This is a genomic window from Sodalis praecaptivus (genome assembly GCF_000517425.1).
GTDB classification, from domain to species: domain Bacteria; phylum Pseudomonadota; class Gammaproteobacteria; order Enterobacterales; family Enterobacteriaceae; genus Sodalis_A; species Sodalis_A praecaptivus.
The window spans coordinates 4,526,440-4,552,503 of the sequence record NZ_CP006569.1; the positions used below are offsets into that span (position 1 = coordinate 4,526,440).

The following is a 26,064-nucleotide window of genomic DNA, read 5'->3' on the forward strand; positions in this document are numbered from 1 at the left end:
CCTGTACAGCGTTAACACAGCAAAGAGAAGCGTTATTGGTCCTGCTTATTCACCGATTACGATTTTTTCAACTTATTCTCTACAGCCCATTTATCGTACGCAGCGTCCAGTGCAGTTTTGAAACCGGTTAGCTTATGGTCGGCGGTGTCGCATAGCGTATAGATTTCTCGGCAAACCTGTTCTTTATGTTCCTCGCCTAATTTCGCTTCGGGAGCCGTGAACAACATGTTGTTTTGAAAAACACCATATAGCGCGTGCATGCCGGCACCTTTGAGACTTAATCTGCCGTCCTTTCCTAGACTTCCCGTTAGCTTCCGGTCGAACGCAACAGCGTTTAACTTCTCTAGCCCGGTCTTAGTATCGATAGAAAGCGCAGGATGTTTTTCGCGCTGCGCTAGCACGGTATCACTGGCATTGCTCAACGCTAATGCATACGCCGTCTCGCGGCACTCCTCGACAAATTTCGGACTTTGCCTCATTTCGACAAAAACAGCCTTCATTTTTTCAATAGATGCTTGTACCGCCACGTCCAATTGCGGACCACTCTCACCACGGGGAGCCCCCAAACACGTATGATTTGATGCCTTAAAATCATCGGCGGGTCGCCTTACGAGTGTCGGATTGAAGGCAGAGACAATGTTCGTACGGATGGATTTAGTCGTTTTATCGCCGCTGCCTTGTTTCTTAGTGGTAAATTTCAGGATTCCGTTATGGAATATCTCTTTTATCTTGCTCCATAGCCCGGAGTTAGGATTACTGCGCGCGGAGGCGTCCTTATCTATTTTATCATCAGCTGCGGCTCTCAAATTATAACTGCCGGTTCTGAAGCCAAAATTCACGCTGCTCAAGATATTCATCTCCATTCATTATACGTAGTCATTCCCTCTAACGAGGCAAACAATCCACACTTTCTGTCGCTGTTTAGTCGTTACGAGGCTGAATTTTTGGCCAATAAATACACTGCATTGAGTGCCTGACCTTATGGCAATTAGATAATGAAAGTGAATGGCCAACTATCAAATACCGATATTCACGGTTAATCTTTTTTGAACGACTTGGGCCATCGATTTGAGTCGCGTTTTAGCAAACAATATCAATGCATTATAATATTCAGCTGGCATGCGCCTTTTATCACTACGGCGCGACTGCATCGACCGTCATTGGTCGCCGTACAAGGAGGGAGGTTTCTGACCGATGGAGAACAATGCTACGTGGCCGCATGGCGAAGACGCGAGACTGGCGTTCGCCTACGGCGCTACCCATGGGCGATTCCTTATGGCGCGCTGCCTGTTCCGTCCCTAGCGGCGGGTCGCCGTTGCCCAAAAAAAGCCCCCGGCTTGCGCCGAGGGCTCGTTGATAGCCCCTGCCGTCCCGGCCTTGACCGTGACAACCGCGTGCCTCGGAGGCAAGAAAAAAGCCCTCTGCGTTAGCAGAGGGCTTCTTAAATGGATGCCTGGCAGTTCCCTACTCTCGCATGGGGAGACCCCACACTACCATCGGCGCTACGGCGTTTCACTTCTGAGTTCGGCATGGGGTCAGGTGGGACCACCGCGCTAGTGCCGCCAGGCAAATTCTTTCAGCCGAACTCGTACCGTTTAATGACTGGTGCTGATACCCAGAGTCGAACTGGGGACCTCACCCTTACCAAGGGTGCGCTCTACCAACTGAGCCATATCAGCGTGCTTCTTGTCGTCACCCCGGGCTACCAGAGGGCTTCTTGATTGGATGCCTGGCAGTTCCCTACTCTCGCATGGGGAGACCCCACACTACCATCGGCGCTACGGCGTTTCACTTCTGAGTTCGGCATGGGGTCAGGTGGGACCACCGCGCTAGTGCCGCCAGGCAAATTCGTTGTCCGCACCGCTTTCGCCGTGCAGAAGGCTCTTGCTGCCCGACCCTCACTCACGTGACCGTCGGGCGTTATCCGGAACATCGCTGATAATGTCTTGTCTCTTGCGCACGCTGCACGCCCTGCCGCCGCACCGGGGTCGGTGTGGCTTATGCCTTTCGCGGCCATATCTGGCCTGCGGTTGGCGCGGGTGTCGGCGGTGTCATCCGCCTGCGCTTTGAGCGTCAACGTTCGCTTTCGCTCTCGTCTCACGCTCGCTCTCAAACAGCTCAGGTGTTGTAAGGTTAAGTCTCACGGGTCATTAGTATCGGTTAGCTCAACGCCTCGCAGCGCTTACACACCCGACCTATCAACGTCATCGTCTTTAACGTCCCTTCAGGAGGCTCTAGGCCTCAGGGAAGACTCATCTCGAGGCAAGTTTCCCGCTTAGATGCTTTCAGCGGTTATCTCTTCCGCACGTAGCTACCGGGCAATGCCATTGGCATGACAACCCGAACACCAGTGGTGCGTCCACTCCGGTCCTCTCGTACTAGGAGCAGCCCCTCTCAATCTTCCAGCGCCCACGGCAGATAGGGACCGAACTGTCTCACGACGTTCTAAACCCAGCTCGCGTACCACTTTAAATGGCGAACAGCCATACCCTTGGGACCTACTTCAGCCCCAGGATGTGATGAGCCGACATCGAGGTGCCAAACACCGCCGTCGATATGAACTCTTGGGCGGTATCAGCCTGTTATCCCCGGAGTACCTTTTATCCGTTGAGCGATGGCCCTTCCATTCAGAACCACCGGATCACTAAGACCTGCTTTCGCACCTGCTCGAGCCGTCACTCTCGCAGTCAAGCTAGCTTATGCCTTTGCACTAACCTCACGATGTCCGACCGTGATTAGCTAACCTTCGTGCTCCTCCGTTACACTTTGGGAGGAGACCGCCCCAGTCAAACTACCCACCAGACACTGTCCTCGGCCCGGATAACGGGCCTGAGTGAGAACATCAAACATTAAAGGGTGGTATTTCAAGGTTGGCTCCATGCAGACTGGCGTCCACACTTCAAAGCCTCCCACCTATCCTACACATCAAGGCTCAATGTTCAGTGTCAAGCTATAGTAAAGGTTCACGGGGTCTTTCCGTCTTGCCGCGGGTACACCGCATCTTCACGGCGAGTTCAATTTCACTGAGTCTCGGGTGGAGACAGCCTGGCCATCATTACGCCATTCGTGCAGGTCGGAACTTACCCGACAAGGAATTTCGCTACCTTAGGACCGTTATAGTTACGGCCGCCGTTTACCGGGGCTTCGATCAAGAGCTTCTCGCAAGCGATAACCCCATCAATTAACCTTCCGGCACCGGGCAGGCGTCACACCGTATACGTCCACTTTCGTGTTTGCACAGTGCTGTGTTTTTAATAAACAGTTGCAGCCAGCTGGTATCTGCGACTGGCTTCAGCTCGGGGCGCAAGGCCCTCCACCTACATGCCAGCGTGCCTTCTCCCGAAGTTACGGCACCATTTTGCCTAGTTCCTTCACCCGAGTTCTCTCAAGCGCCTGGGTATTCTCTACCTGACCACCTGTGTCGGTTTGGGGTACGATTCGATGTGACCTGGAGCTTAGAGGCTTTTCCTGGAAGCGTAGCATCAATTCCTTCACCACCGTAGTGGCTCGTCATCACGCCTCAGTGTTGAGAATGAGCGGATTTGCCTGCTCATTCCACCTTCACGCTTGAACCGGGACAACCGTCGCCCGGCGAACCTAGCTTTCTCCGTCCCCCCTTCGCAGTCACACCCAGTACAGGAATATTAACCTGTTTCCCATCGACTACGCCTTTCGGCCTCGCCTTAGGGGTCGACTCACCCTGCTCCGATTAACGTTGAACAGGAACCCTTGGTCTTCCGGCGAGCGGGCTTTTCACCCGCTTTATCGTTACTTATGTCAGCATTCGCACTTCTGATACCTCCAGCAGCCCTCACAGGCCACCTTCGCAGGCTTACAGAACGCTCCCCTACCCAACAACACTTACGTGTCGCTGCCGCAGCTTCGGTGCATGGTTTAGCCCCGTTACATCTTCCGCGCAGGCCGACTCGACCAGTGAGCTATTACGCTTTCTTTAAATGATGGCTGCTTCTAAGCCAACATCCTGGCTGTCTGTGCCTTCCCACATCGTTTCCCACTTAACCATGACTTTGGGACCTTAGCTGGCGGTCTGGGTTGTTTCCCTCTTCACGACGGACGTTAGCACCCGCCGTGTGTCTCCCGTGATTACATTCTACGGTATTCGCAGTTTGCATCGGGTTGGTAATCCGGGATGGACCCCTAGCCGAAACAGTGCTCTACCCCCGTAGATGACGTCACGAGGCGCTACCTAAATAGCTTTCGGGGAGAACCAGCTATCTCCCGGTTTGATTGGCCTTTCACCCCCAGCCACAAGTCATCCGCTAATTTTTCAACATTAGTCGGTTCGGTCCTCCAGTTAGTGTTACCCAACCTTCAACCTGCCCATGGCTAGATCACCGGGTTTCGGGTCTATACCCTGCAACTAGACGCCCAGTTAAGACTCGGTTTCCCTGCGGCTCCCCTATGCGGTTAACCTTGCTACAGAATATAAGTCGCTGACCCATTATACAAAAGGTACGCAGTCACACCCCGAAGGATGCTCCCACTGCTTGTACGTACACGGTTTCAGGTTCTATTTCACTCCCCTCGCCGGGGTTCTTTTCGCCTTTCCCTCACGGTACTGGTTCACTATCGGTCAGTCAGGAGTATTTAGCCTTGGAGGATGGTCCCCCCATCTTCAGACAGGATATCACGTGTCCCGCCCTACTCATCGAGCTCACAACAAGCACACCTTCGGATACGGGGCTATCACCCTCTGTCGCCGGACTTTCCAGACCGTTCTCCTGATGCGCAAGCTGATGATGGCTCTGGGCTGTTCCCCGTTCGCTCGCCGCTACTGGGGGAATCTCGGTTGATTTCTTTTCCTCAGGGTACTGAGATGTTTCAGTTCCCCTGGTTCGCTTCGTTAAGCTATGGATTCACTTAACGATGATGCAACGAATTGCACCGGGTTTCCCCATTCGGACATCGCCGGCTGATAACGCTTCATATCAGCTCACCGGCGCTTTTCGCAGATTAGCACGTCCTTCATCGCCTCTGACTGCCTAGGCATCCACCGTGTACGCTTAGTCACTTAACCTCACAACCCTGAGCTGTTTGCACCTTGTCCGACGGGCTGCACGACCGAAATCCGGCGTTGCGCGGTACTCGGCATCCTCATGGACATCAAGTCCACTGCGGTGCCTGCGTGCCGTGCGCCTGGGCTTTCAGCCGTTCGCGCCGTCTCGCTCGAGTGTCGCCATACTGGCGAGACCCGGCGTCGTCTGTGAAGACGCCACGGAGACGACAAGGCCTGTCGCGCTACAGTGATAACGCTTACGCGTTATCTCAGGTTTGCTTACTTCGTTTGAGAGACTCGCATACTGAGTTTGCACTTCAGCATGTGTTTCAAATTTTCAGCTTGTTCCGGATTGTTAAAGAGCGGTATTTCGCAGCGCGCTCGATAAACGCGCTCTGAAATAAGTCAACGACAGAAAAACCTCTCATCCCACAGGATGACAAAAACATTCCATGACGGAATGGTGGAGCTAAGCGGGATCGAACCGCTGACCTCCTGCGTGCAAAGCAGGCGCTCTCCCAGCTGAGCTATAGCCCCAAGTCGTTCACCTTGCATATGCCGTCGGTCACCCGCGCTGAGTCCGCCTACCTGCGTGCACAGGTAATGCCTCGTTCATCACAGTCAGTAAACAGGACGACAGCCAGTCTCCCTTTTCGCCGCATGCCGGACACCGCCTGACACGCTTGCCTGGCGGCAACACGCTGCGGTCTCATTCATCGGGATAAGCGGAACTGGTAGGCCTGAGTGGACTTGAACCACCGACCTCACCCTTATCAGGGGTGCGCCCTAACCACCTGAGCTACAAGCCTATAGAAGGTTTTTACTTGCTCGTTACAGTTATCAGACAATCTGTGTGGACACGTCACTTGAACGTATCGTCTAGGTAAGGAGGTGATCCAACCGCAGGTTCCCCTACGGTTACCTTGTTACGACTTCACCCCAGTCATGAATCACAAAGTGGTAAGCGCCCTCCCGAAGGTTAAGCTACCTACTTCTTTTGCAACCCACTCCCATGGTGTGACGGGCGGTGTGTACAAGGCCCGGGAACGTATTCACCGTGGCATTCTGATCCACGATTACTAGCGATTCCGACTTCATGGAGTCGAGTTGCAGACTCCAATCCGGACTACGACGCACTTTATGAGGTCCGCTGACTCTCGCGAGATCGCTTCTCTTTGTATGCGCCATTGTAGCACGTGTGTAGCCCTACTCGTAAGGGCCATGATGACTTGACGTCATCCCCACCTTCCTCCGGTTTATCACCGGCAGTCTCCTTTGAGTTCCCGACCGAATCGCTGGCAACAAAGGATAAGGGTTGCGCTCGTTGCGGGACTTAACCCAACATTTCACAACACGAGCTGACGACAGCCATGCAGCACCTGTCTCAGAGCTCCCGAAGGCACCAAGGCATCTCTGCCAAGTTCTCTGGATGTCAAGAGTAGGTAAGGTTCTTCGCGTTGCATCGAATTAAACCACATGCTCCACCGCTTGTGCGGGCCCCCGTCAATTCATTTGAGTTTTAACCTTGCGGCCGTACTCCCCAGGCGGTCGATTTAACGCGTTAGCTCCGAAAGCCACGGCTCAAGGCCACAACCTTCAAATCGACATCGTTTACAGCGTGGACTACCAGGGTATCTAATCCTGTTTGCTCCCCACGCTTTCGTACCTGAGCGTCAGTCTTCGTCCAGGGGGCCGCCTTCGCCACCGGTATTCCTCCAGATCTCTACGCATTTCACCGCTACACCTGGAATTCTACCCCCCTCTACGAGACTCTAGCCTGCCAGTTTCAAATGCAGTTCCCAGGTTGAGCCCGGGGATTTCACATCTGACTTAACAGACCGCCTGCGTACGCTTTACGCCCAGTAATTCCGATTAACGCTCGCACCCTCCGTATTACCGCGGCTGCTGGCACGGAGTTAGCCGGTGCTTCTTCTGCGGGTAACGTCAATCGATGGCGCTATTTACGCCATCGCCTTCCTCCCCGCTGAAAGTGCTTTACAACCCGAAGGCCTTCTTCACACACGCGGCATGGCTGCATCAGGGTTTCCCCCATTGTGCAATATTCCCCACTGCTGCCTCCCGTAGGAGTCTGGACCGTGTCTCAGTTCCAGTGTGGCTGGTCATCCTCTCAGACCAGCTAGGGATCGTCGCCTAGGTGAGCCATTACCCCACCTACTAGCTAATCCCATCTGGGTTCATCCGATGGTGTGAGGCCCGAAGGTCCCCCACTTTGGTCTTGCGACGTTATGCGGTATTAGCTACCGTTTCCAGTAGTTATCCCCCTCCATCGGGCAGATCCCCAGACATTACTCACCCGTCCGCCGCTCGCCGGCAAAGAAGCAAGCTTCTTTCCGCTGCCGCTCGACTTGCATGTGTTAGGCCTGCCGCCAGCGTTCAATCTGAGCCATGATCAAACTCTTCAATTAAAAGCTTGATGCTCAAAGAATTAAAACTGGTATTCGTATGAATATTCGTTGTTCACTCTTCAAGACTTGATATTTCGTGTATCGATATCGTCTTGTGAGTGCCCACACAGATTGTCTGATAAATTGTTAAAGAGCGTGGCCGGGAGGGTATTTTCTCTACCGGCGCGGGTGGCGTATATTACGCTTTTCCGCTGTAGAGTCAAGCTTTTATTTGCCCTTCGCGGGTCGCTTGCCTCTGGCTGAGCCGGTAAGTCGCAACGACTGTTCCCGGTCAGTGGAGGCGCATTATAGGGCCTTCACGGCCGGTGACAAGCGCTAATTGCAACTTTTTCGTCGACTGGCGATAAATTAAACGAAGCACTCTTTTTTCCCCGCCCGTTTATCCACCGGAACCTATTTTTCAGTCAACTCTGACGCCGACGGAGGGAAAAATTCATTTTTTTGCTCGCTGGTGAAAGGTTTCCACCTCCGGCACGTGCGCGGGGTGAGGCTGGCATCGCGATCGCGGATCGCGAAGAGGGAGTAAGAGAGACGAAACGCCAGCGGCCTAGGCGTCAACGGTGAGGACAGCACAATGGGACAGGTCGGGTTAACGCCGTGTCCTAGCCAAACGGCATGGTCCGTTGCTTGGCATTGTCGGTGGTTAGGCATGGCCTGCTATGAAAGACCTGGCCGCTAAAAAGGCATAGCCTGTTGGTAGAGGCATGGGCTGCTGTTAGAGCGTAAGCTTTCCCAATGATCCGAAACCATAGCGCGTCAATGCGGGCATCAGCGCCACCGCTTGCGGCGTGGTGGCAAGGCAGTAGGCCCTGTTTGGGCCCGCTTCGCCCTGTAGGCCGTTGACATCGATATCATGTTCTACCAACCAGGCGGCGCGGCGGGCAATGGCTGAGCCGGAATCGACCAGGCGGGTTCCTTCCGGCAGTACCGACTGTAATTCTGGGCTTAACAAGGGAAAATGGGTGCAGCCCAGCACGACCGTGTCGGGGGGCTCCACCGCTCTCAACCAGGGACGAAGGAGTTTACGCAGCACCGGCAGCGGCACCATTTCACCGTGCAGTTTGGCTTCCGCCATATCCACCAGTTCGGCCGTCCCCAATTGCAAAATTTGGCAATCGCCGGCGAATTGACTGATGAGATCGTGAGTATAGCTGCGCTGCACGGTAGCGCGGGTCGCCAGTAGTCCGACGATGCCATTACGGGTAAGCCTGGCCGCCGGTTTGATGGCCGGCACCACGCCGATGATGGGGCAGGGAAAACGCTCGCGCAACGCCGGCAGTGAAATCGTGCTGGCGGTATTACAGGCAACGATGACCATATCGAGCTTATGCAGCCGCCACATCGCGCCAACGATGGCGACGACCCTATCAACAATGAACTGTTCCGGTTTCTCACCGTAGGGGAACGCCTCATTGTCAAATACGTATAGATAATGGGCATCCGGCAAGGTTTGCCTGACCTCATCATAAATCGATAGGCCCCCCACGCCGGAGTCAAAGACAAGAATGGTGGGCCGTTTAGCGGTGCTGCCGTCAGAAAGCATAGGTCCCGGTGAGATAGAATTCCCGTCCTGCAGTCTGGTAGCCATAAGCTGTCTCATAATTTTTATCGAACACATTGGCAAGTCTACCACGAACCGTCAAGCGGGTTGTGAGCGGATATGACGCCGCGATATCCCAAAGACTCACGCCGCCCAGCCGTACGCGTTGATTGGTGTTGTAATTCGTATCCCAGCGCTGCCCCAAATAACGGTAATTCAGCGACCAGTCGATATTGGCCACCAACCAGTCCAGTTGATATTTCACCTGTTGTTTGGCGCGGCGCGCCAAGATTTCGTTGGTCTTGGCATCGCGCGGATCGAGGTATTCCAGCGTCACCTGGTGGGCCAGCACGCCTGTGGTAAACGAGCCCGTCCACTCAAGCCCTTTAATGCGCGCCTTGCCGATGTTGTAATAGGTTTCGCTGCCGGTATCCCACGCGATCATATCGTCTATATCATTGCGATAGGCCGATAAACGCCAGTCCAGCGGACCGGTTAAACCTTCTATTCCCCCTTCCCACTGTTTACTCTGCTCGGGATCGAGCTGTGCATTGCCGCCATAGGCGCTATAAAGCTGGCCGAGATTGGGCGCTTTATAGGCGGTGCCATAGGACAGCAGGAGGCGATAACCGTCGACGACTTCCCAGGCGGCGCTGCCCTGCCAAGTCCCGTGCCAGCCGAACTGCGAATTATTATCTTCGCGCGCCGCCCCCTCCAGAGTGACCGGGCCGTATAATTGCTGAACCGTGGCATATAAGCCGGTATTACGTTGCTGGTAGCCATCGCTGAGATAATCGGTACCGGGCTCGGTGGTCTGTTTCTGCCAATCCACCCCGGCGCTGGCGGTACCCTGTGCAATTTGCAATGTATTACCCCATTGCAGGTAATACTGCTTGGAGTCGTCCAACGTGGCGGAATCCGCATAGGGTCCATAGTGGGGATCATAGTTATAGTCTTTGGTATGGTTATAACTGAAAGACAGTTGGGAAGCATAAATCCCCTGCTGGAAACGCAGGCCGGTATCCCAGGTACGGCTGTAAAGCTGCCGGGTGTCCGGCAGCGCATCCAGATGATTGGGGTCGCTATAGGAATAGGTGCCGTCGTAGGCGCTGCGGTTGTTAAAACCGTAAGTGCGGGTGAAACCGCTGAATTGTTCGTTGAACCGATGTTCCAATGCGGCGTACAGCGTTTTGCTCATAAAGCCATCGCGATCGGGCTGGGCCGGATCGCCATAGTTATCCGGCAAGTTGGCCCGAACATCGAATCCGCGGGTATAGGTATAATTGCCCGCCAACGTGGCGGTGGTGTTTTCCCCCAATTGCTGACGGGTAGCGCCGTCATAGGTTTGGTAACCGTGGGAGCCCATACCGGCGCTAAGCGTGCTGCCGTCCTGTTCTCGGGTGGTGATGATATTTACCACGCCGCCAATCGCATCGGAACCGTAAACCGCCGAACGCGGCCCGCGAATATATTCAATGCGTTGCACCAGCGCGATGGGAATTTGGCTAAGATCGGAGGCGCCGGATATGCCCGCCTGATTCATCCGCACGCCGTCGATTAACACCAGCGCATGGCTGGCGTTGGTGCCGCGGATGAAAAGCGAACTTTGCTGGCCGAGACCGCCGTTCTGGCCGATATCCACACCCGGCAACCGGCTCAGCGCCTCGGCCACCGATTTGATCTGGGCGCGATCGATATCTTCGCGGGTGACCACGCTGACCGGCGCCAGTACCGAGGATACGGGCTGGGGAAAGCGGTTGGCGGTCACAATCAGCGCCTGGCCCCCGGCAGCCTGCGTAGCGGCATTATTATCTTGTCCCCAGCCGGAAAAGGCCGTGACGGACAGCGTCACCAGTACGGTTGTTTTTGTTTTAGACATCTCTTCGCATCCAATCGATTGGCAGGACGCCGCTGGCTACAGGTACCGGCCGTCTGCGGCGGACCCTGGAGGAGACGGCGGAAAACCGGCAGCGTCTTGGGCCGGCCCATAATCCTACCGTTCCGGCGATAAAAGTGTCCAGGGAACAAATGCGCCAGGACACTTACACGCGACAAAACTGGACATTAACGGTTTATTCCCTACAATCCCGGGCAAAAGCGGTCAATACCGCCCAATTAGCAGGAAACGACCATGACGCCACAGACGTTACCCCTCGACCAGTATGAACACCAGTTGACGGAAAAAGCGAACCGTCTGCGGCAGATGATGTTGGCGTTTCAGGCGCCCGAGGCGCAGATTTTCCGATCGCGGCCGGCGCATTATCGCATGCGGGCCGAGTTCCGCATCTGGCATGATGAGGACGATCTTTATCACATCATGTTCGATCAGCAGACCAAAGCGCGGATCCGCATCGATCATTTCATGGCCGGCAGTGCCCTCATCAATACGTTAATGACCGAGATGATGACGGCCATACGCCCTGATCCGGTGCTGCGCGCCAAGCTGTTTCAAATAGACTATCTCACGACGCTAAGCGGTGAAGCGGTCGTTACGCTCATTTATCACCGACCGCTGGACGATGCCTGGCGCGATGGCGCCGCGCGCCTGCGCGACACATTGCGCGCCCGCGGGTACCACATCCAGCTCATCGGCCGCGCCAACAAGACTAAAATATGCCTGGATCGCGATTATGTCGACGAGCGCCTGCCTGTCGCCGGCCGCACGCTTATCTACCGACAGATTGAGAACAGCTTTACCCAGCCCAATGCCGATATCAATATTCACATGCTGGAATGGGCGCTGGCGGCCACCGAGGGCGCGCAGGGTGATTTGCTGGAGCTTTACTGCGGCAACGGCAATTTTTCCCTGGCGCTGGCGCGTCATTTTGACAAAGTGCTGGCTACCGAAATCGCCAAACCGTCGGTGGAGGCGGCACAGTACAATATTGCCGCCAACCATATCGATAACGTACAAATAATCCGTATGTCGGCGGAAGAATTTACCCAGGCGATGCGGGGGGAACGTGAATTCACCCGTTTGAAGGGCATTGATTTGCGCAGCTATCGTTGCGAAACGATTTTTGTCGACCCGCCGCGCAGCGGGCTGGACGATGAGACGGTGAGCATGGTGCAGGCCTATCCGCGCATCCTGTATATCTCCTGCAATCCCGACTCCCTGTGCCGCAACCTCACCACGCTCGCCGCCACGCACCGTATTGAACGGCTGGCGCTGTTTGACCAGTTTCCCTACACCCATCATATGGAATGCGGCGTGTTGCTGGTGCGCAAGGCGACGGCGGGTTAACGCCGCCGGCACGCCACGCCGGCGCTTAACACCAGAAGGCAACGCCTGGACATCCCTACAAGGCCAGGCGCCGCCCGCGCGCGTCATCAAGCGGGGCATCGTTAACCGTCAGCCGGGGCGGTCATGCCGATGGCGCGAGGACGTCAGACCGGCGCCTTTTGGCTAAGAAGCAAGACAGCCAGACCTACGCGGCAAGCGATTCCCCGCACGGGGTGATGCAGGCATCAGTAATTTTCATCGCCGTCCGTTTGCGTCCGACGCAGCATTTTCAGCCGCCGGCCAATCCACAATACCAGCACCACCGCCAGAATTGACGGCACAAAATTGGAGCCGATAGCGGGGTATTCGGCGCGCACGATGGCGCTGTACACCAACAGGCCCAGCAGAAAATTTGCCGCCACCAATAGAGGATAACCCGGCGGCATCGCATGATGCTGATAACGCTGATGCAGGCAATACAGCGCCAGCGCCAGCGCGATCGGCGGAAAGAGGGAAAACGGAACGATGGCGCTAAACAGCGCGGTGAAACTGCCGTTAAGGGACAGGCCCGCAATCAGTGCCAACAGCAGCGTGCCTTTCTCTGCGAGGGGATTTTGGGTCATCTGTTACCTGCCATTATTCTGGGTAAGGGTCAGCGCTTTTTCCTGTTCGCGACGGTACCAATAAAAAGCCCCTTTGGAAATCATACGCAACTGCAGCACCAACCGCTCTTCCAGTTGGCGGCGCTGCTCTAAATCGACATCCAGCGCTTCGGCACCGGCATTGAAAACGATGATAACCATCGCTTCCGCCTGCGCTTCGGTAAAGTTGCGCGGCATATGGTTTTCAATTTCCAAATAATCGGCGAGCTCGGCAATAAAATGCTGGATTTCCCGCGCCACCGCGGCGCGAAAGGCGCTGGAGGTGCCGGAGCGTTCGCGCAGCAGCAGGCGGAAGGCATTGGGGTTGTTACCGATAAATTCCATAAATGTGGCCACCGAGGTGCGGATCACGCTCCCCCCCTTGGCGATGCGCTGACGCGCCTGGCGCATCAATTGGCGCAACATCAGGCCGCTTTCGTCCACCATGGTGAGCCCCAGCTCATCTACATCGCGGAAATGGCGGTAAAACGAGGTGGGCGCAATGCCCGCTTGGCGGGCAACTTCACGCAGGCTCAGGCTGGCGAAACTGCGTTCAGCGCTCAACTGGCTGAATGCCGCCTCAATGAGCGAACGCCGCGTCCGCTCTTTTTGTTGCGCTCTGACGCCCATATAAACCATCCAGCCTCGCAATAATCGTAAAAAAACAACTATATCAAAATTTGTTGCAACAGCGTTGATACAAACTGTGTATTTTAACGTCCCGTACGCCTTGCCACCCTCAGCGACCGGGGGGTCTGACAGGACGATCCGTGCTGTTACGGCCCACCCGCTACGTTGACAATTGGGATATGCGGGCGTTGATGTTACAATTAGGTTGTTAATTTGTATTCATCAGGTTGGGACAGCTATGCAACCAAAGTACGATTACGATGCCATTATTATCGGTTCCGGACCGGGCGGCGAAGGCGCCGCCATGGGGTTGACCAAGCGTGGCGCGCGCGTCGCGGTGATTGAGCGCTATGACAACGTCGGCGGAGGTTGCACCCATTGGGGCACCATTCCCTCCAAAGCGCTGCGCCAGGCGGTCAGCCGGATTATTGAAGTCAACCAGAGTCCGCTGCATGGCAATACCCGCCTGCCCCATACCGGTTTCGCCGATATTCTGCGCCACGCCGATCAAGTCATAAAGCAGCAAACCCATATGCGCCAGGGCTTTTACGAGCGCAACCATTGTCAGATATTCACCGGCGAGGCCAGCTTCGTCGATGAACACCGGGTGCAGATCCACTATGGCGACAATACCACCGAAATCCTGAGCGCGGAAAATATCGTCATCGCCTGCGGCTCGCGCCCCTATCATCCCCAGGATGTGGATTTTGACCATGCGCGTATTTACGATAGCGACTCTATCCTCGATTTAAAGCACGATCCCCACCATGTTATTATTTACGGTGCCGGCGTCATCGGCTGCGAGTACGCATCCATTTTTCGCGGCATGAACGTCAAGGTTGATTTGATTAACACCCGCGATCGACTGCTGGCGTTCCTCGACCAGGAGATGTCCGACGCCCTGTCTTATCATTTCTGGGAAAACGGCGTGGTTATCCGCCACAACGAGGAATACGAAGAAATCAAAGGGCTCGATGACGGCGTTGAGGTGCGTTTCCGCTCCGGTAAACGCATGAAAGCCGATTGCCTGCTTTACGCCAACGGCCGCACCGGCAATACCGACACCCTTCAGTTGGATAATGTCGGGCTGGAAGCGGACAGCCGCGGCCTGATTAAAGTCAACAGCATGTATCAAACCGCCGCGCGCCATATCTATGCGGTCGGCGATGTGATTGGCTATCCCAGCCTGGCCTCCGCGGCTTACGATCAGGGCCGTATCGCCGCACAGGTGATAATCAAAGGGCAAGCCAACGTGCAGTTGATCGAAAATATTCCCACCGGCATTTATACCATCCCCGAAATCAGCTCTGTCGGTAAAACCGAGCAAGAACTTACGGCAATGAAAGTCCCCTATGAAGTCGGACGGGCGCAGTTCAAACATCTGGCGCGGGCGCAAATCGTCGGCATGAACGTTGGCAGCCTAAAACTGTTATTTCACCGCGAGACGAAACAGATTTTGGGCATTCACTGTTTTGGCGAGCGCGCCGCCGAAATTATTCATATCGGCCAAGCCATCATGGAGCAGAAGGGGGAAGGCAATACCATCGAGTATTTCGTCAATACGACCTTCAATTACCCCACCATGGCGGAAGCTTACCGGGTTGCGGCGCTTAACGGGTTAAACCGCCTGTTTTAAGCCAGTCCCCATGTAGGCTTGCATATGGCTGCGGATACAGTCCGCCAGTTGTTCATAACGCGCGCGCAGCGGTGAACCGGGCCGGTACACCAGCGCGATAGTGCGTTTGGGCTCTGGTTTATAGCAGTTGAGATAGCAAACGCCATCCCGTTTGCGTTCCCGCGGTACCGCCAGCGAGGGCAGTAGGGTGATGCCGCTGCCCGCCGCCACCATATTACGCAGGGTTTCCAGACTGGTAGCGCGAAAGTGGGTATCTTCGTCGGCGCCGGCCTGGAAGCAGAAACCCATCGCCTGGTCGCGCAGACAGTGGCCGTCTTCCAGCATCAGCAGCCGCTCGCCGGCAAGATCCGACATCGGCACCCGATCGCGATCGGCCCAGGGATGATCGGCATAGATAGCCAACTGCATCGGTTCATCGAACAGCGGCACCTCGATAAACGCTTCCGACTCTTTCACCAGCGCCAAAATAGCGCAATCCAGCTTGCCGCTATCAAGCTGCTGCAACAGCTGACTGGTTTGTGACTCGTGCAAATACATTTCCAGCTTGGGAAAGGTCTGGTGCAGCGTCGGAACAATATGCGGCAGTAGGTAGGGCCCCACGGTGGGGATAAGACCGATATGCAGCGGCCCCGACATGGATTCTCCCTGCTGGCTGGCCATCTCGCGCAGAACTTTTACTTCCCGTAGTACCGTCCGCGCCTGATCCACCAGCAGCAGGCCGGCTTGGGTAAACAGCACTTTACGGCTGGTTCGTTCCAATAACATCACGCCCAATTCATCTTCCAGCTTGCGCACCTGTCCGCTGAGAGTGGGCTGACTAACATGGCAGGAATCGGCGGCGCGTCGGAAATGACGATGCTCGGCCAAGGCCACCAAATACTCAAGATCGCGAATGTTCATGAAGTCCTCCGTCGACGCGATAGCCCGCGTCGATAGATAGAATAGCAATCAACGATTAGCCCTATCAATAGCTAAAACCAATAATAATCCCCGCAGCAGGCTCAGGCCGCCGTTTTTCATCCATCCCGTTAATAAGGTTAGTTATGTTCCATAGTCAGGAAGGAAAGAGGGTCCCGCACGTCATATTCCATACCCGCCAGGACGATCAATGGGTGGATGTGTCAACGGATGAACTGTTCAGCCATAAGACGGTAATCGTTTTTTCACTGCCGGGGGCGTTCACGCCAACCTGCTCTTCCAGTCATTTGCCGCGTTATAACGAACTGGCGGGACTGTTTGCACAGCAGGGCGTGGACAGTATCGTCTGCCTCTCCGTTAACGATGCTTTTGTTATGAATGCCTGGCAAGCGGATCAGCATGCGGACCACATCCAATTCATTCCCGACGGCAACGGCGAATTCACCCGCGGCATGGGTATGCTGGTGGAGAAGGCGGCGCTGGGCTTCGGTCCCCGCTCTTGGCGCTACTCCATGCTGGTGCGCGACGGCGTAGTGGAAAAGATGTTCATCGAGCCGGACAAATCCGGCGATCCGTTTGAAGTGTCCGACGCCGATACGATGCTATGTTATCTGGCGCCGGGATGTCAGGTGCAGGCGTCGGTGTCGTTATTTACCAAACCCGGCTGCCCGTTTTGCACCAGAGCCAAGCAGATGCTGGTCGAGCGCGGTATGCCCTTCGAGGAAATTTTACTCGGGAAAGACGCCACCTCCGTCAGCCTGCGCGCGGTCACGGGACGCGCAACGGTGCCGCAGGTGTTTATCGGCGGCAAACATATTGGCGGCAGCGAAGAGCTGGCGGCGTTTCTGGAACAGGCGTAGGCGCGCGTCCCACGTCTAAGCGGCAGCGCCGCGGGACGTTCATTTTTGCCCCGGGCGCAGAGCCGCTCACGTCACGCCAGACGCTGTTTCGCCTCGGCGATAGCCTGCGCGATCTGTTCCGGCGCCACGCCGCCTTTCGCCTTACGCTGCGCCAGGCATGAGGTTAGCGCCAATACCGGATAGACATCATCGCCTATCACCGGGCTGAAGGCCTGTAATTGCGCCAGCGGCAGCGCCTCCAGGGGCAGCCCCTGGCGAATCGCCTCCACTACCGCCTCACCGACGATATGGTGCGCCTCGCGAAAGGGAATACCCCGCGCCACCAGATAATCCGCCAGTTCGGTGGCATTGGCATAGCCCTGCTGCGCCGCTTCACGGCAGCGCGGCGATTTCAGTTGGATGCCATCGAGCACCAGCACCGCCATGTGCAGGCAGTCAAGCCAGGTATCCAGCGCGTCAAACAACCCCTCTTTATCTTCCTGCATGTCCTTGTTATAGGCCAGCGGCAACCCCTTGAGCGTCATCATCATAGCGGTCAGCGCGCCCTGTACCCGGCCGCATTTACCGCGGATAAGCTCCAGCGCATCGGGGTTTTTCTTCTGCGGCATCAGCGACGAACCGGAGGTGACGCGATCCGATAACTCAATGAAGCCCGCCTCGCCGGTGTTAAAGAAGATGAGATCTTCGGCAAAACGGGAAAGATGTACCATGCCGATGGCCGCGTCCGACAACAACTCCAGAACGTGATCGCGATCGGAAACGCTATCCAGGCTGTTGCGGGTGGCGCCAGCGAAACCCAGCCAGCCGGCCAGCCGATCGCGATCGATAGCGTAAGCGGTGCCGGCTAACGCGCCGGCGCCGAGCGGGCTGACGTCCAGCCGTGTTAATGTGTCGCGCAGGCGGCTTTCGTCGCGGGACAGCATCTCGCCGTAGGCCAGACACCAATGGGCGAAGGTGACCGGTTGCGCGCGCTGCAAATGGGTATAGCCGGGCATCACGACGTCCTGATTGGCCTCGGCGGTGAGCACCAGCGCCTGCTGCAATTGGCGAATTGCGCCAAGCAGCTCGGCGACTTGCGCTTTGCACCACAGCTTCAGATCCGTCGCCACCTGGTCGTTGCGGCTGCGCCCGGTATGCAGCTTCTTGCCCAAGTCGCCCACCTTCTCAATCAAGCGCTGCTCCACCCAGCTGTGAATATCTTCCGCATCGCTGGCGAGGATGGCCTGCGGCGCGGCGCGCACTTCTTCCAGGGTGACGTTCAGGGCGTCTTCCAGCTGCTGTTGTTCCGTTTCGCTCAATACCCCAACGGTGACCAGCGCGCGGGACCAGGCCACGGAGCCAACAATATCCTGCTCGGCCAGGCGATAATCGAACCGCAGCGAGTCGTTAAAAGATTTAAAACGTTGATCCGCCGCCTGACTGAACCGTCCGCCCCAAAGTGCCATAACCTGCTCTCCTGAAAACCATGCTGACCCGCGCCGTCGCGCGCGGGCAATGTGAGGGCGCGGCCTCATGCCGCGCCGTAAGAGGGTAATATCAAACCGGCCGGCGACCGAAGCGGCCGGCGGCGCCGAGAATCAGGCCAATATGCGGGTGCCGATGGCAACGCCGTTGAACAACGCCGGCAGCTGCTCGGCGTGACGCCAGCTGGCGATATCCACCGGCCTGCCCAGCGTACGTGCCGCATCGAGCGCGGCATTGACCTTCACTATCATACCGTCGGTGATGATCCCCTGTTCGATCAGCTGTTCGGCTTTCTGCGCCGTCATTTCCGCAATGCGCTGGCCTTTGCCGTCGAGGATCCCGCTGACGTCGGACAGCAGGATCAGATCCGCGCCCAGGGTGGCGGCCAACGCGGTCGCCGCCTGATCGGCGTTAACGTTCATCAATTCGCCATCGGCGGTGATCCCGATAGAACTGATGACGGGCAGATAGCCCGCGTCCAAGAGCGTGGTCAGCAGCGCCGGTGAACCGGGATGCGCATGGCCGACATGGCCCAGCGCCGGGTCAAGCGGCGTCACGCTTACGCTGTCGCCGTCCCCTAGGCACAGCCCTACCCCATTAATGGCGTGTTTCTTCGCCCACGCCAACAACGTCTTATTCGCGGTGCCGGCCAGCGCGCCGGTAATAATCGCAATCTGATCCGCAGGCGTCACCCGCAGACCGTTTTTCTTTACCACCGGTAGGGAAAGTTTATGCATCAACTCGTCCACCAGGCAACCCCCGCCGTGGACGATAAGCAAGGGGCGCTGGTGCTCGGCGCGGTAACTATCGAGCGCGGTAAATAAACGCTCCAGCGCCTCGTCGCTGTCCAGCAATACGCCGCCCAGTTTGATAATCAATGGATTCATTATGTTGTTGGCCTCACTTGCCCTTACCAAAGCGCCTGCGTCTGCGCATAACCAAAACGGATATTGGCGCACTGCACCGCCTGCGCCGCCGCTCCCTTGAGCAGATTATCCTCGGCGGCCACCACAATCAGATGTTCGCCCTGCATTTTAAAACCAATATCGCAAAACGGCGTGCCCACTACCGCTTTGAGCGCCGGCACGCCCTGATCGTAAAGCCGCACCAGCGGCTTGTCGTCATAGGCCTGATGGAAACTGGCCGCGACCGCCGCCTGGGTCACGCCGGGCCGCAGCCGACAGGTAATGGTCGCCAGGATGCCGCGGGCGAAATTGCCCAAATGCGGCGTGAAAATCACCGGGATACCCAAATGGCGGGCGATTTCCGGCTGGTGGCGATGGGTGAAGATACCGTAAGGCTGCAGACTGACTTCGCAGAAGCTATTGCCGAGCGTTGCCTTGCGGCCGGCGCCGCTGACGCCGCTGACCGCATTTATCACCGGCCATTGTTCGCCGTTAAGCAACCCCCCTGCGACCAGCGGTTTAAGCGCCAGCTGCGAGGCGGTGGGATAACAGCCGGGCACCGCTATCAGCTGGGCGGTTTTAATCGCCTCTTCCTGCCACTCCGCCAGGCCGTATACGGCCCGGTCTAGCCAGTCAGCGTGCTGGTGCTCGAACCCGTAATATTGCGGGTAAAAGTCTGCCTGATTGACGCGGTAGGCGCCGGAAAGATCAATCACCACGCAGCCGGCCGCCAGAAACTGCGGTGCCATCGTATGGCTTACTTCATGGGCGGTGGCGAGAAACACCACATCGGCGCGCTTCGCCCATGCGCTGACATCGTCCATCGGCTGCAGCGGCAGATCAACTATGCCTTTTAACTGCGGATGCAGCTCGGAGAGCAATTTGCCGGCGTCGGCGCTCTGCGCGGAAACCGTCAGCGCGGCAAGATTCATCTGCGGGTGGCGGGCCAGGTAGAGCGCGAGCTCGGCGCCCGTGTAACCGCTGGCGCCGACAATCAGCGTATTCAGCATGGAATTTGTTTGCCTTCTTAACCTTATCGAAACGGGAGTTGGGCGATTCAGCGCCAATCCGCTGTTCACCCGCGAGGTCAAGCGTAGTAGTCTGGTAGGAACCCGTTTACATCACGCTCGACGTTAATGTATTTTTATTCACAATAATTGCATGAATATTGATACTATCCAAAGCAAAGGCTGTCAACTACGATGATAAAAATACCCCCTTTTATTGAGCTCTACCGTGCGCTTATTGCCACGCCGTCCATCAGCGCCACCGACGCCGCTCTGGACCAAAGTAATGAGGCATTAATCACTTTGCTGGCGGGCTGGTTCCGCGATTTGGGGTTTCAGGTTGAAGTCCAGTCGGTGCCGGGGACACGCAACAAGTTTAACATGCTGGCAAGCATAGGCAGCGGGCCGGGGGGATTATTATTAACGGGCCACAGCGATACGGTCCCGTTCGACGATGGCCGCTGGACGCGGGATCCTTTTGTCCTGACCGAGCACGACAATAAGCTTTACGGCCTGGGTACTGCGGATATGAAAGGCTTCTTTGCTTTCGTGCTCGACAGCCTGCGGGATATCGATGCCGCCATGCTGAAAAAACCGCTCTATGTGCTGGCGACGGCGGATGAAGAAACCTCCATGGCCGGCGCCAGTTATTTCGCCCGCAGCAGTCAATTAAGGCCGGATTGCGCCATTATTGGCGAACCGACCTCCCTGACGCCGGTACGCGCCCATAAAGGCCATTTGTCCAACGCGGTCACCGTGATGGGGCAATCCGGGCACTCAAGCGATCCCGCCCGCGGCGTCAACGCCATCGAAGTGATGCATGAGGCCATCTCTCAGCTCAAGCTCCTGCGTGATTCGCTACAGACGCGCTATCACCATCCGGCCTTTGTCATTCCTTACCCCACCATGAATTTTGGTCATATTCACGGCGGCGATGCGGCTAACCGCATCTGCGGCTGCTGTGAATTGCATATGGATATTCGTCCGCTGCCCGGCCTAACGCTCGGCGATCTGGAGGCGCTGATGACCGAGGCGCTGGCGCCCGTCAGCGAACGCTGGCCGGGCCGTATTACGGTGTCGGCGCTGCATCCGCCCATCCCAGGCTATGAATGCCCGGTGGATGCGCCGCTGGTGCGCGTGGTGGAAAAACTGCTAGGGGTAGAGACCGAGGTGGTCAACTATTGCACCGAGGCCCCGTTTATTCAGGCGTTATGTCCCACCTTGGTGCTCGGTCCCGGCTCTATCAATCAGGCGCATCAGCCCGACGAATTTATCGACACAGCATTCATCAAACCCACCCGGGAATTGATCACGCAAATTGTTCAGCATTTTTGCCATCACTGAATGAGTAACACGCTTTCCACGCCGGCATCGTCGCGCGTGGAAAACACCCTTTGCGCAGAAAATACCGCCTGAATGAATAAGATATTCTTATAATTGGTAGGTGTAATTAAATTTCGCGAATTGCCGCGAATGTGAGGATTTTTGTCGTGAAATGTTGGCAATTGACGAACCTTGCGATACGTGGCTAGATAATGGCAAACAATTTACGCCATCCGGTGAAATAAATTTTCAAAGAGTCCAATCAGGGTCCATATGAACGAACAATATTCGGCAATGCGAAGCAACGTTAGTATGCTCGGGAAGCTTCTGGGCGACACGATTAAAGATGCGATGGGAGAAAATATCCTGGAAAAGGTTGAAACCATCCGCAAGCTGTCCAAATCGTCCCGGGCCGGCAATGAAAAGCATCGCCAGCAGTTACTTTCCACCCTGCAAAACCTTTCCAATGATGAGCTGCTGCCGGTGGCGCGCGCCTTCAGCCAATTTCTTAATCTAGCCAATACCGCTGAGCAATTTCATTCTATATCCCCCCATGGCGAAGCGGCTAATAATCCTGAAGGCCTGGGCAAAGTCTTCACCCGGTTAAAAAACCACCCTGAACTAAATGAAAAAGCGATTCGCGCCGCGGTGGAATCCCTGTCGATTGAATTGGTCCTTACCGCGCACCCCACCGAAATTACCCGCCGCACCCTGATACACATGCTGGTCGAGGTCAATAACTGTCTGAAACAATTGGATCACAACGATCTGGCGGAGTATGAACACAAGCAGATCATGCGCCGCCTGCGCCAATTGATCGCCCAATATTGGCATACCGACGAAATCCGTAAACACCGCCCAACGCCGGTGGATGAGGCCCGCTGGGGGTTCGCGGTGGTGGAAAATAGCCTTTGGGATGGAGTACCGCGCTATTTACGCGAGCTCAATGAACAACTGCAAAAGGTTTTCGGCTATAAACTGCCGGTGGAAAATGTCCCGGTCACCTTCACCTCCTGGATGGGCGGAGACCGCGACGGCAACCCGAATGTTACCGCCGACATCACCCGCCGCGTGCTGCTGCTCAGCCGCTGGAAAGCGGTGGATCTTTTTATGCGCGACATACAGGTGCTGGTCTCGGAGCTGTCGATGGGGGAATGCACCCCCGAGCTGCGTGCGCTGGCCGGGGGCGGCGAAGAGGAGCAAGAGCCTTATCGCCGGCTAATGAAGCGACTGCGCGCGCAGCTGCTCAGTACCCAGGACTGGCTGGCGGCACAGCTGCGTGGGGAACATCGCGCGGCGCCGCCGGATTTACTGGAAACCAACGATCAACTTTGGGAACCGCTTTTCGCCTGTTATCAGTCGCTGCGCGCCTGCGGCATGACGATTATCGCCAGCGGTCAGCTGCTGGATACGCTGCGGCGAATCAAATGCTTCGGTATTCAATTAGTGCGCATCGATGTGCGCCAGGAAAGTACCCGCCATACTGAAGCGTTGAGCGAAATTACCCGCTATTTGGGGCTGGGAGATTATGCCAGCTGGTCGGAGACCGATAAGCAGGCATTCTTGATTCGCGAGCTCAATTCTCGGCGACCGCTGCTGCCCCGGCGCTGGCAGCTGAGCGAAGAGACCACCGAAGTGCTCGATACTTGCCGGGTGATCGCCGACGCGCCCCAGGGGTCGGTGGCCGCCTATGTGATTTCCATGGCGCGCACGCCTTCGGACGTCCTGGCGGTACATTTATTGCTGAAAGAAGCGGGCTGTGATTATACCTTACCGGTGGCGCCGCTGTTTGAAACCCTGGACGATTTGAATAACGCCGATCGGGTCATGACCGAGCTGCTTAATATCGATTGGTATCGCGGTATCATTCAGGGCAAGCAGATGGTGATGATTGGCTATTCCGATTCCGCCAAAGATGCCGGCGTGATGGCCGCCTCCTGGGCGCAATACCGCGCGCAGGACGCGTTGATCAAAACCTGCGATAAGGCAGGTATCAATCTTACGCTGTTTCATGGACGCGGCGGCTCCATCGGCCGCGGCGGCGCGCCGGCCCATGCCGCGCTGCTCTCGCAACCGCCCGGCAGCCTGAAAGGCGGCCTGCGCGTGACCGAGCAGGGCGAGATGATTCGCTTCAAATACGGTCTACCGGAAGTCGCTATCAGCAGTCTGGCGCTGTACACCGGCGCCATCCTCGAAGCCAATCTACTGCCGCCGCCGGAGCCGCGCCAGGAGTGGCGCGCGCTGATGGAGGAGCTGTCGGCGGTCTCTTGCGATATGTATCGCGGCTACGTGCGCGAAAACCCGGATTTCGTTCCTTATTTCCGCTCGGCAACGCCGGAGCTGGAGCTAGGCAAATTACCGCTCGGTTCTCGGCCGGCCAAACGCCGGCCCTCCGGGGGCGTCGAAAGCCTGCGCGCCATTCCCTGGATCTTCGCCTGGACGCAAAACCGCCTGATGCTGCCGGCCTGGCTGGGCGCCGGCGCGGCGCTGCAGAAAGCCGTGGAATCCGGTAAGCAAGACCAATTGGAAACCATGTGCCGCGACTGGCCGTTTTTCTCCACGAGGATCGGCATGCTGGAAATGGTTTTCGCCAAAAGTGACCTGTGGTTGGCCGAATATTACGATCAGCGGCTGGTCGAAGAATCGCTGTGGCCGCTGGGTAAACAGTTGCGTCAACAGTTGGCGGACGACATCAACGTGGTGCTGACGATCTCCAACGATGATCATCTTATGGCCGATTTACCGTGGATCGCGGAATCCATCGCCCTGCGCAATGTTTATACCGATCCGCTGAACGTGCTGCAGGCTGAGCTGCTGCATCGCTCACGGCAGCAGGAGCAGCCCGATGCGCGGGTGGAACAGGCGCTTATGGTCACCATTGCCGGGGTCGCGGCGGGCATGCGTAACACAGGCTGAGCAACGGCAATGCGCCGGCGGCGGGAGACGGCTTGCGCCAGAGGAGGGGCCGCCGCCGTCGCAGGATGGCGCGCGGTGGGCGTCTGTGGTGCCGCTGCCGTAGGCGCGCGCGGTAGGCGTCGGTGAGGACGCTGTCGTTGGCAGGCGCGCGGTAGGCGTCTGTGAGGACGCTGTCGTTGGCAGGCGCGCGGTGGGCGTCTGTGAGGCCGCTGTCGTTGGCAGGCGCGCGGTGGGCGTCAGGATGAAGTGTCGTCCGCGGGCTTTACCTTCCGCGAACATGTCATAAACGCCTGGCCGGCCCCGTAACTAACCCGCGGCCCGATTGGCCGCAGGGGCAGCCTTGATTTCCGGGCGCACCCCCAGCGTATGGCAGATGGCATAGGTGAGCTCGGCGCGGTTCAGGGTGTAAAAATGAAAATCCTTCACCCCCTCCCGGCTGAGAATTTTTACCATGTCCATGGCGATGGAGGCCCCCACCATCTTGCGCGTTTCCAGATCGTGATCCAGCCCGTCGAACATGGCGGTCATCCAATTGGGCACTTTCACATTCGTTAGGGAAGCGAAGCGTTGCAGCTGGCGAAAATTGGAAACCGGCAGAATGCCCGGCACAATTTCCGTATCAATCCCGGCGGCCACACAACGATCGCGAAAACGCAGATAACTTTCCACATCGAAAAAGAACTGGGTGATCGCCCGACTGGCGCCCGCATCCACTTTCTTTTTCAGATTGATGAGATCCGACTGGGCGCTTTTAGCTTCCGGATGTACCTCCGGATAAGCCGCCACGGAAATATCGAAATCGCCCACCTTTTTGAGCAGCGCGACCAAATCAGCGCCGTACATCGCCGGTCGGCCGCTGCCGGGCGGCAAATCGCCCCGCAACGCCACAATATGGCGGATCCCGCTGCGCCAGTAGTCCTGTGCAATCGCCTGCAGCTCGTGCGGCGTGGCGTCGATACAGGTTAAATGCGGCGCGGCATCCAAACCGGTGCGCTCCTTAATATCTTTGATAATGCTGTGGGTACGCTCGCGTTCACCGGAGTTCGCACCGTACGTCACCGAGACAAAAGTCGGTTTCAATTCGCTCAGCCGGTCGATAGATTGCCAGAGGGTCTGTTCCATCTCGCTGGTGCGGGGCGGAAAAAACTCAAAAGAGACGTTTATCTGACCCTGCAGTTCAGCCAGATTCTGGTTCAACGCTTCCCGCTGATTGGCGTGAAAGAAACTCATACTTATACCTCATGACACAATGTAGGGGGGGCGAAAAGCCCGCCACAGATAAGCGTCTATACGTTTAGACGTCTAAATAGAAAATGACTGAATTCGCGATGTTCGTCAATCAATTCATTGTTGCCGGAGGCGAGTAATATTCAAGGCGCGTGAATTAATTTCAATTTGCCCGCGGCGGGGGTGAATCGATTACAGCGATGGGGCGCAAAGAGGAAACGGACACAAGCGCGGCCCGGTGTAAACGGGCCTGAGCGACGACACCCAAGGCAGCGGCAACCATGGAAAAGGCGCGATACCACATTGTGGGTTATTGGCGAAGGTGCGCACG

Annotated in this window: 15 protein-coding genes, 3 tRNA genes and 4 rRNA genes; 5 read left to right on the forward strand and 17 right to left on the reverse strand. The window is 56.7% G+C overall.

Annotation, left to right across the window (positions count from 1 at the left end; genetic code table 11):
- Positions 1 to 56: 56 nt before the first annotated feature.
- The 10 genes from SANT_RS20115 to btuB all read right to left on the reverse strand — a co-directional run bounded on the left by SANT_RS20115 (position 57) and on the right by btuB (position 10,862).
- A complete protein-coding gene (locus SANT_RS20115) occupies positions 57 to 863 on the reverse strand; it encodes a hypothetical protein (RefSeq protein WP_025424023.1) in 807 nt (268 codons plus the stop codon).
- Between the two features lie 588 nt (positions 864 to 1,451).
- Positions 1,452 to 1,567, reverse strand: a 5S ribosomal RNA gene (gene rrf / locus SANT_RS20120).
- 36 nt (positions 1,568 to 1,603) lie between these two features.
- A tRNA-Thr gene (locus SANT_RS20125) sits at positions 1,604 to 1,679 on the reverse strand.
- A gap of 48 nt (positions 1,680 to 1,727) precedes the next feature.
- Positions 1,728 to 1,843, reverse strand: a 5S ribosomal RNA gene (gene rrf / locus SANT_RS20130).
- Between the two features lie 286 nt (positions 1,844 to 2,129).
- Positions 2,130 to 5,038, reverse strand: a 23S ribosomal RNA gene (locus tag SANT_RS20135).
- Positions 5,039 to 5,478: 440 nt separating this feature from the next.
- Positions 5,479 to 5,554, reverse strand: a tRNA-Ala gene (locus tag SANT_RS20140).
- 195 nt (positions 5,555 to 5,749) lie between these two features.
- Positions 5,750 to 5,826, reverse strand: a tRNA-Ile gene (locus tag SANT_RS20145).
- Between the two features lie 75 nt (positions 5,827 to 5,901).
- Positions 5,902 to 7,443: ribosomal RNA gene (locus tag SANT_RS20150) — 16S ribosomal RNA — on the reverse strand.
- Together the 16S, 23S and 5S rRNA genes with 3 tRNA genes alongside form the textbook arrangement of a ribosomal RNA operon.
- A 715-nt stretch (positions 7,444 to 8,158) precedes the next feature.
- On the reverse strand, positions 8,159 to 9,031 hold the full coding sequence (gene murI / locus SANT_RS20155; protein ID WP_038668838.1) for a glutamate racemase: 873 nt from the start codon (positions 9,029 to 9,031) through the stop codon (positions 8,159 to 8,161).
- Entirely contained in the window at positions 8,976 to 10,862 is a 1,887-nt protein-coding gene (btuB, locus tag SANT_RS20160; RefSeq protein WP_025424025.1) for a TonB-dependent vitamin B12 receptor BtuB, read from the reverse strand. Before btuB ends, murI begins: the two co-directional genes overlap by 56 nt.
- 252 nt (positions 10,863 to 11,114) lie before the next feature.
- Here btuB and trmA point away from each other — a divergent pair, with 252 nt between their 5' ends.
- Positions 11,115 to 12,227: a tRNA (uridine(54)-C5)-methyltransferase TrmA gene (trmA, locus tag SANT_RS20165; protein WP_025424026.1), complete on the forward strand. Its 1,113-nt coding sequence runs from the start codon at positions 11,115 to 11,117 to the stop codon at positions 12,225 to 12,227.
- 224 nt (positions 12,228 to 12,451) lie between these two features.
- On the opposite strand, the gene SANT_RS20170 is transcribed toward trmA, so the two are convergent.
- Both SANT_RS20170 and fabR read right to left on the reverse strand, forming a co-directional pair.
- Positions 12,452 to 12,829, reverse strand: coding sequence for a YijD family membrane protein (locus SANT_RS20170; RefSeq protein WP_025424027.1), 378 nt, complete (start codon positions 12,827 to 12,829; stop codon positions 12,452 to 12,454).
- 3 nt (positions 12,830 to 12,832) lie between these two features.
- Positions 12,833 to 13,477: an HTH-type transcriptional repressor FabR gene (gene fabR / locus SANT_RS20175; protein ID WP_025424028.1), complete on the reverse strand. Its 645-nt coding sequence runs from the start codon at positions 13,475 to 13,477 to the stop codon at positions 12,833 to 12,835.
- Between the two features lie 238 nt (positions 13,478 to 13,715).
- Between fabR and sthA the strand changes: the two genes are divergently transcribed.
- On the forward strand, positions 13,716 to 15,113 hold the full coding sequence (sthA, locus tag SANT_RS20180) for a Si-specific NAD(P)(+) transhydrogenase (protein WP_025424029.1): 1,398 nt from the start codon (positions 13,716 to 13,718) through the stop codon (positions 15,111 to 15,113).
- Here sthA and oxyR read toward each other — a convergent pair.
- Positions 15,096 to 16,013, reverse strand: a complete 918-nt coding sequence (gene oxyR, locus SANT_RS20185) for a DNA-binding transcriptional regulator OxyR (protein WP_025424030.1) — start codon at positions 16,011 to 16,013, stop codon at positions 15,096 to 15,098. The two genes, sthA and oxyR, sit on opposite strands and share 18 nt — an antisense overlap.
- Before the next feature lie 143 nt (positions 16,014 to 16,156).
- Between oxyR and SANT_RS20190 the strand changes: the two genes are divergently transcribed.
- Entirely contained in the window at positions 16,157 to 16,891 is a 735-nt protein-coding gene (locus SANT_RS20190) for a glutathione peroxidase (protein WP_025424031.1), read from the forward strand.
- A gap of 71 nt (positions 16,892 to 16,962) precedes the next feature.
- On the opposite strand, the gene argH is transcribed toward SANT_RS20190, so the two are convergent.
- The 3 genes from argH to argC form a co-directional block, all read right to left on the reverse strand.
- Positions 16,963 to 18,336 (reverse strand): argininosuccinate lyase, encoded by a 1,374-nt coding sequence (gene argH / locus SANT_RS20195; protein ID WP_025424032.1) that lies wholly within the window; start codon positions 18,334 to 18,336, stop codon positions 16,963 to 16,965.
- Positions 18,337 to 18,468: 132 nt separating this feature from the next.
- Complete coding sequence (gene argB, locus SANT_RS20200; protein WP_025424033.1) at positions 18,469 to 19,245, reverse strand: acetylglutamate kinase; 777 nt, start codon at positions 19,243 to 19,245, stop codon at positions 18,469 to 18,471.
- Positions 19,246 to 19,265: 20 nt separating this feature from the next.
- Positions 19,266 to 20,270 carry an N-acetyl-gamma-glutamyl-phosphate reductase gene (gene argC, locus SANT_RS20205; protein ID WP_025424034.1) on the reverse strand — a complete coding sequence of 335 codons (1,005 nt, stop codon included), beginning with the start codon at positions 20,268 to 20,270 and terminating at the stop codon, positions 19,266 to 19,268.
- Positions 20,271 to 20,462: 192 nt separating this feature from the next.
- Between argC and argE the strand changes: the two genes are divergently transcribed.
- Both argE and ppc read left to right on the forward strand, forming a co-directional pair.
- Entirely contained in the window at positions 20,463 to 21,611 is a 1,149-nt protein-coding gene (gene argE / locus SANT_RS20210; RefSeq protein ID WP_025424035.1) for an acetylornithine deacetylase, read from the forward strand.
- A gap of 252 nt (positions 21,612 to 21,863) precedes the next feature.
- Positions 21,864 to 24,506 (forward strand): phosphoenolpyruvate carboxylase, encoded by a 2,643-nt coding sequence (gene ppc, locus SANT_RS20215; protein ID WP_025424036.1) that lies wholly within the window; start codon positions 21,864 to 21,866, stop codon positions 24,504 to 24,506.
- Between the two features lie 306 nt (positions 24,507 to 24,812).
- Here the strand turns inward: ppc and metF are convergent, their stop codons facing one another.
- On the reverse strand, positions 24,813 to 25,736 hold the full coding sequence (metF, locus tag SANT_RS20220; protein ID WP_025424037.1) for a methylenetetrahydrofolate reductase: 924 nt from the start codon (positions 25,734 to 25,736) through the stop codon (positions 24,813 to 24,815).
- Positions 25,737 to 26,064: the final 328 nt, after the last annotated feature.

What these genes read in the sequence shown, in the direction of transcription:
- fabR (WP_025424028.1), bottom strand. Translation starts at nt 13,477, where the DNA reads ATGGGCGTCAGAGCGCAACAAAAAGAGCGGACGCGGCGTTCGCTCATT.
- argE (WP_025424035.1), top strand. Translation starts at nt 20,463, where the DNA reads ATGATAAAAATACCCCCTTTTATTGAGCTCTACCGTGCGCTTATTGCC.
- oxyR (WP_025424030.1), bottom strand. Translation starts at nt 16,013, where the DNA reads ATGAACATTCGCGATCTTGAGTATTTGGTGGCCTTGGCCGAGCATCGT.
- argC (WP_025424034.1), bottom strand. Translation starts at nt 20,270, where the DNA reads ATGCTGAATACGCTGATTGTCGGCGCCAGCGGTTACACGGGCGCCGAG.
- SANT_RS20170 (WP_025424027.1), bottom strand. Translation starts at nt 12,829, where the DNA reads ATGACCCAAAATCCCCTCGCAGAGAAAGGCACGCTGCTGTTGGCACTG.
- ppc (WP_025424036.1), top strand. Translation starts at nt 21,864, where the DNA reads ATGAACGAACAATATTCGGCAATGCGAAGCAACGTTAGTATGCTCGGG.
- trmA (WP_025424026.1), top strand. Translation starts at nt 11,115, where the DNA reads ATGACGCCACAGACGTTACCCCTCGACCAGTATGAACACCAGTTGACG.
- btuB (WP_025424025.1), bottom strand. Translation starts at nt 10,862, where the DNA reads ATGTCTAAAACAAAAACAACCGTACTGGTGACGCTGTCCGTCACGGCC.
- metF (WP_025424037.1), bottom strand. Translation starts at nt 25,736, where the DNA reads ATGAGTTTCTTTCACGCCAATCAGCGGGAAGCGTTGAACCAGAATCTG.
- SANT_RS20115 (WP_025424023.1), bottom strand. Translation starts at nt 863, where the DNA reads ATGGAGATGAATATCTTGAGCAGCGTGAATTTTGGCTTCAGAACCGGC.
- argH (WP_025424032.1), bottom strand. Translation starts at nt 18,336, where the DNA reads ATGGCACTTTGGGGCGGACGGTTCAGTCAGGCGGCGGATCAACGTTTT.
- sthA (WP_025424029.1), top strand. Translation starts at nt 13,716, where the DNA reads ATGCAACCAAAGTACGATTACGATGCCATTATTATCGGTTCCGGACCG.
- murI (WP_038668838.1), bottom strand. Translation starts at nt 9,031, where the DNA reads ATGGCTACCAGACTGCAGGACGGGAATTCTATCTCACCGGGACCTATG.
- SANT_RS20190 (WP_025424031.1), top strand. Translation starts at nt 16,157, where the DNA reads ATGTTCCATAGTCAGGAAGGAAAGAGGGTCCCGCACGTCATATTCCAT.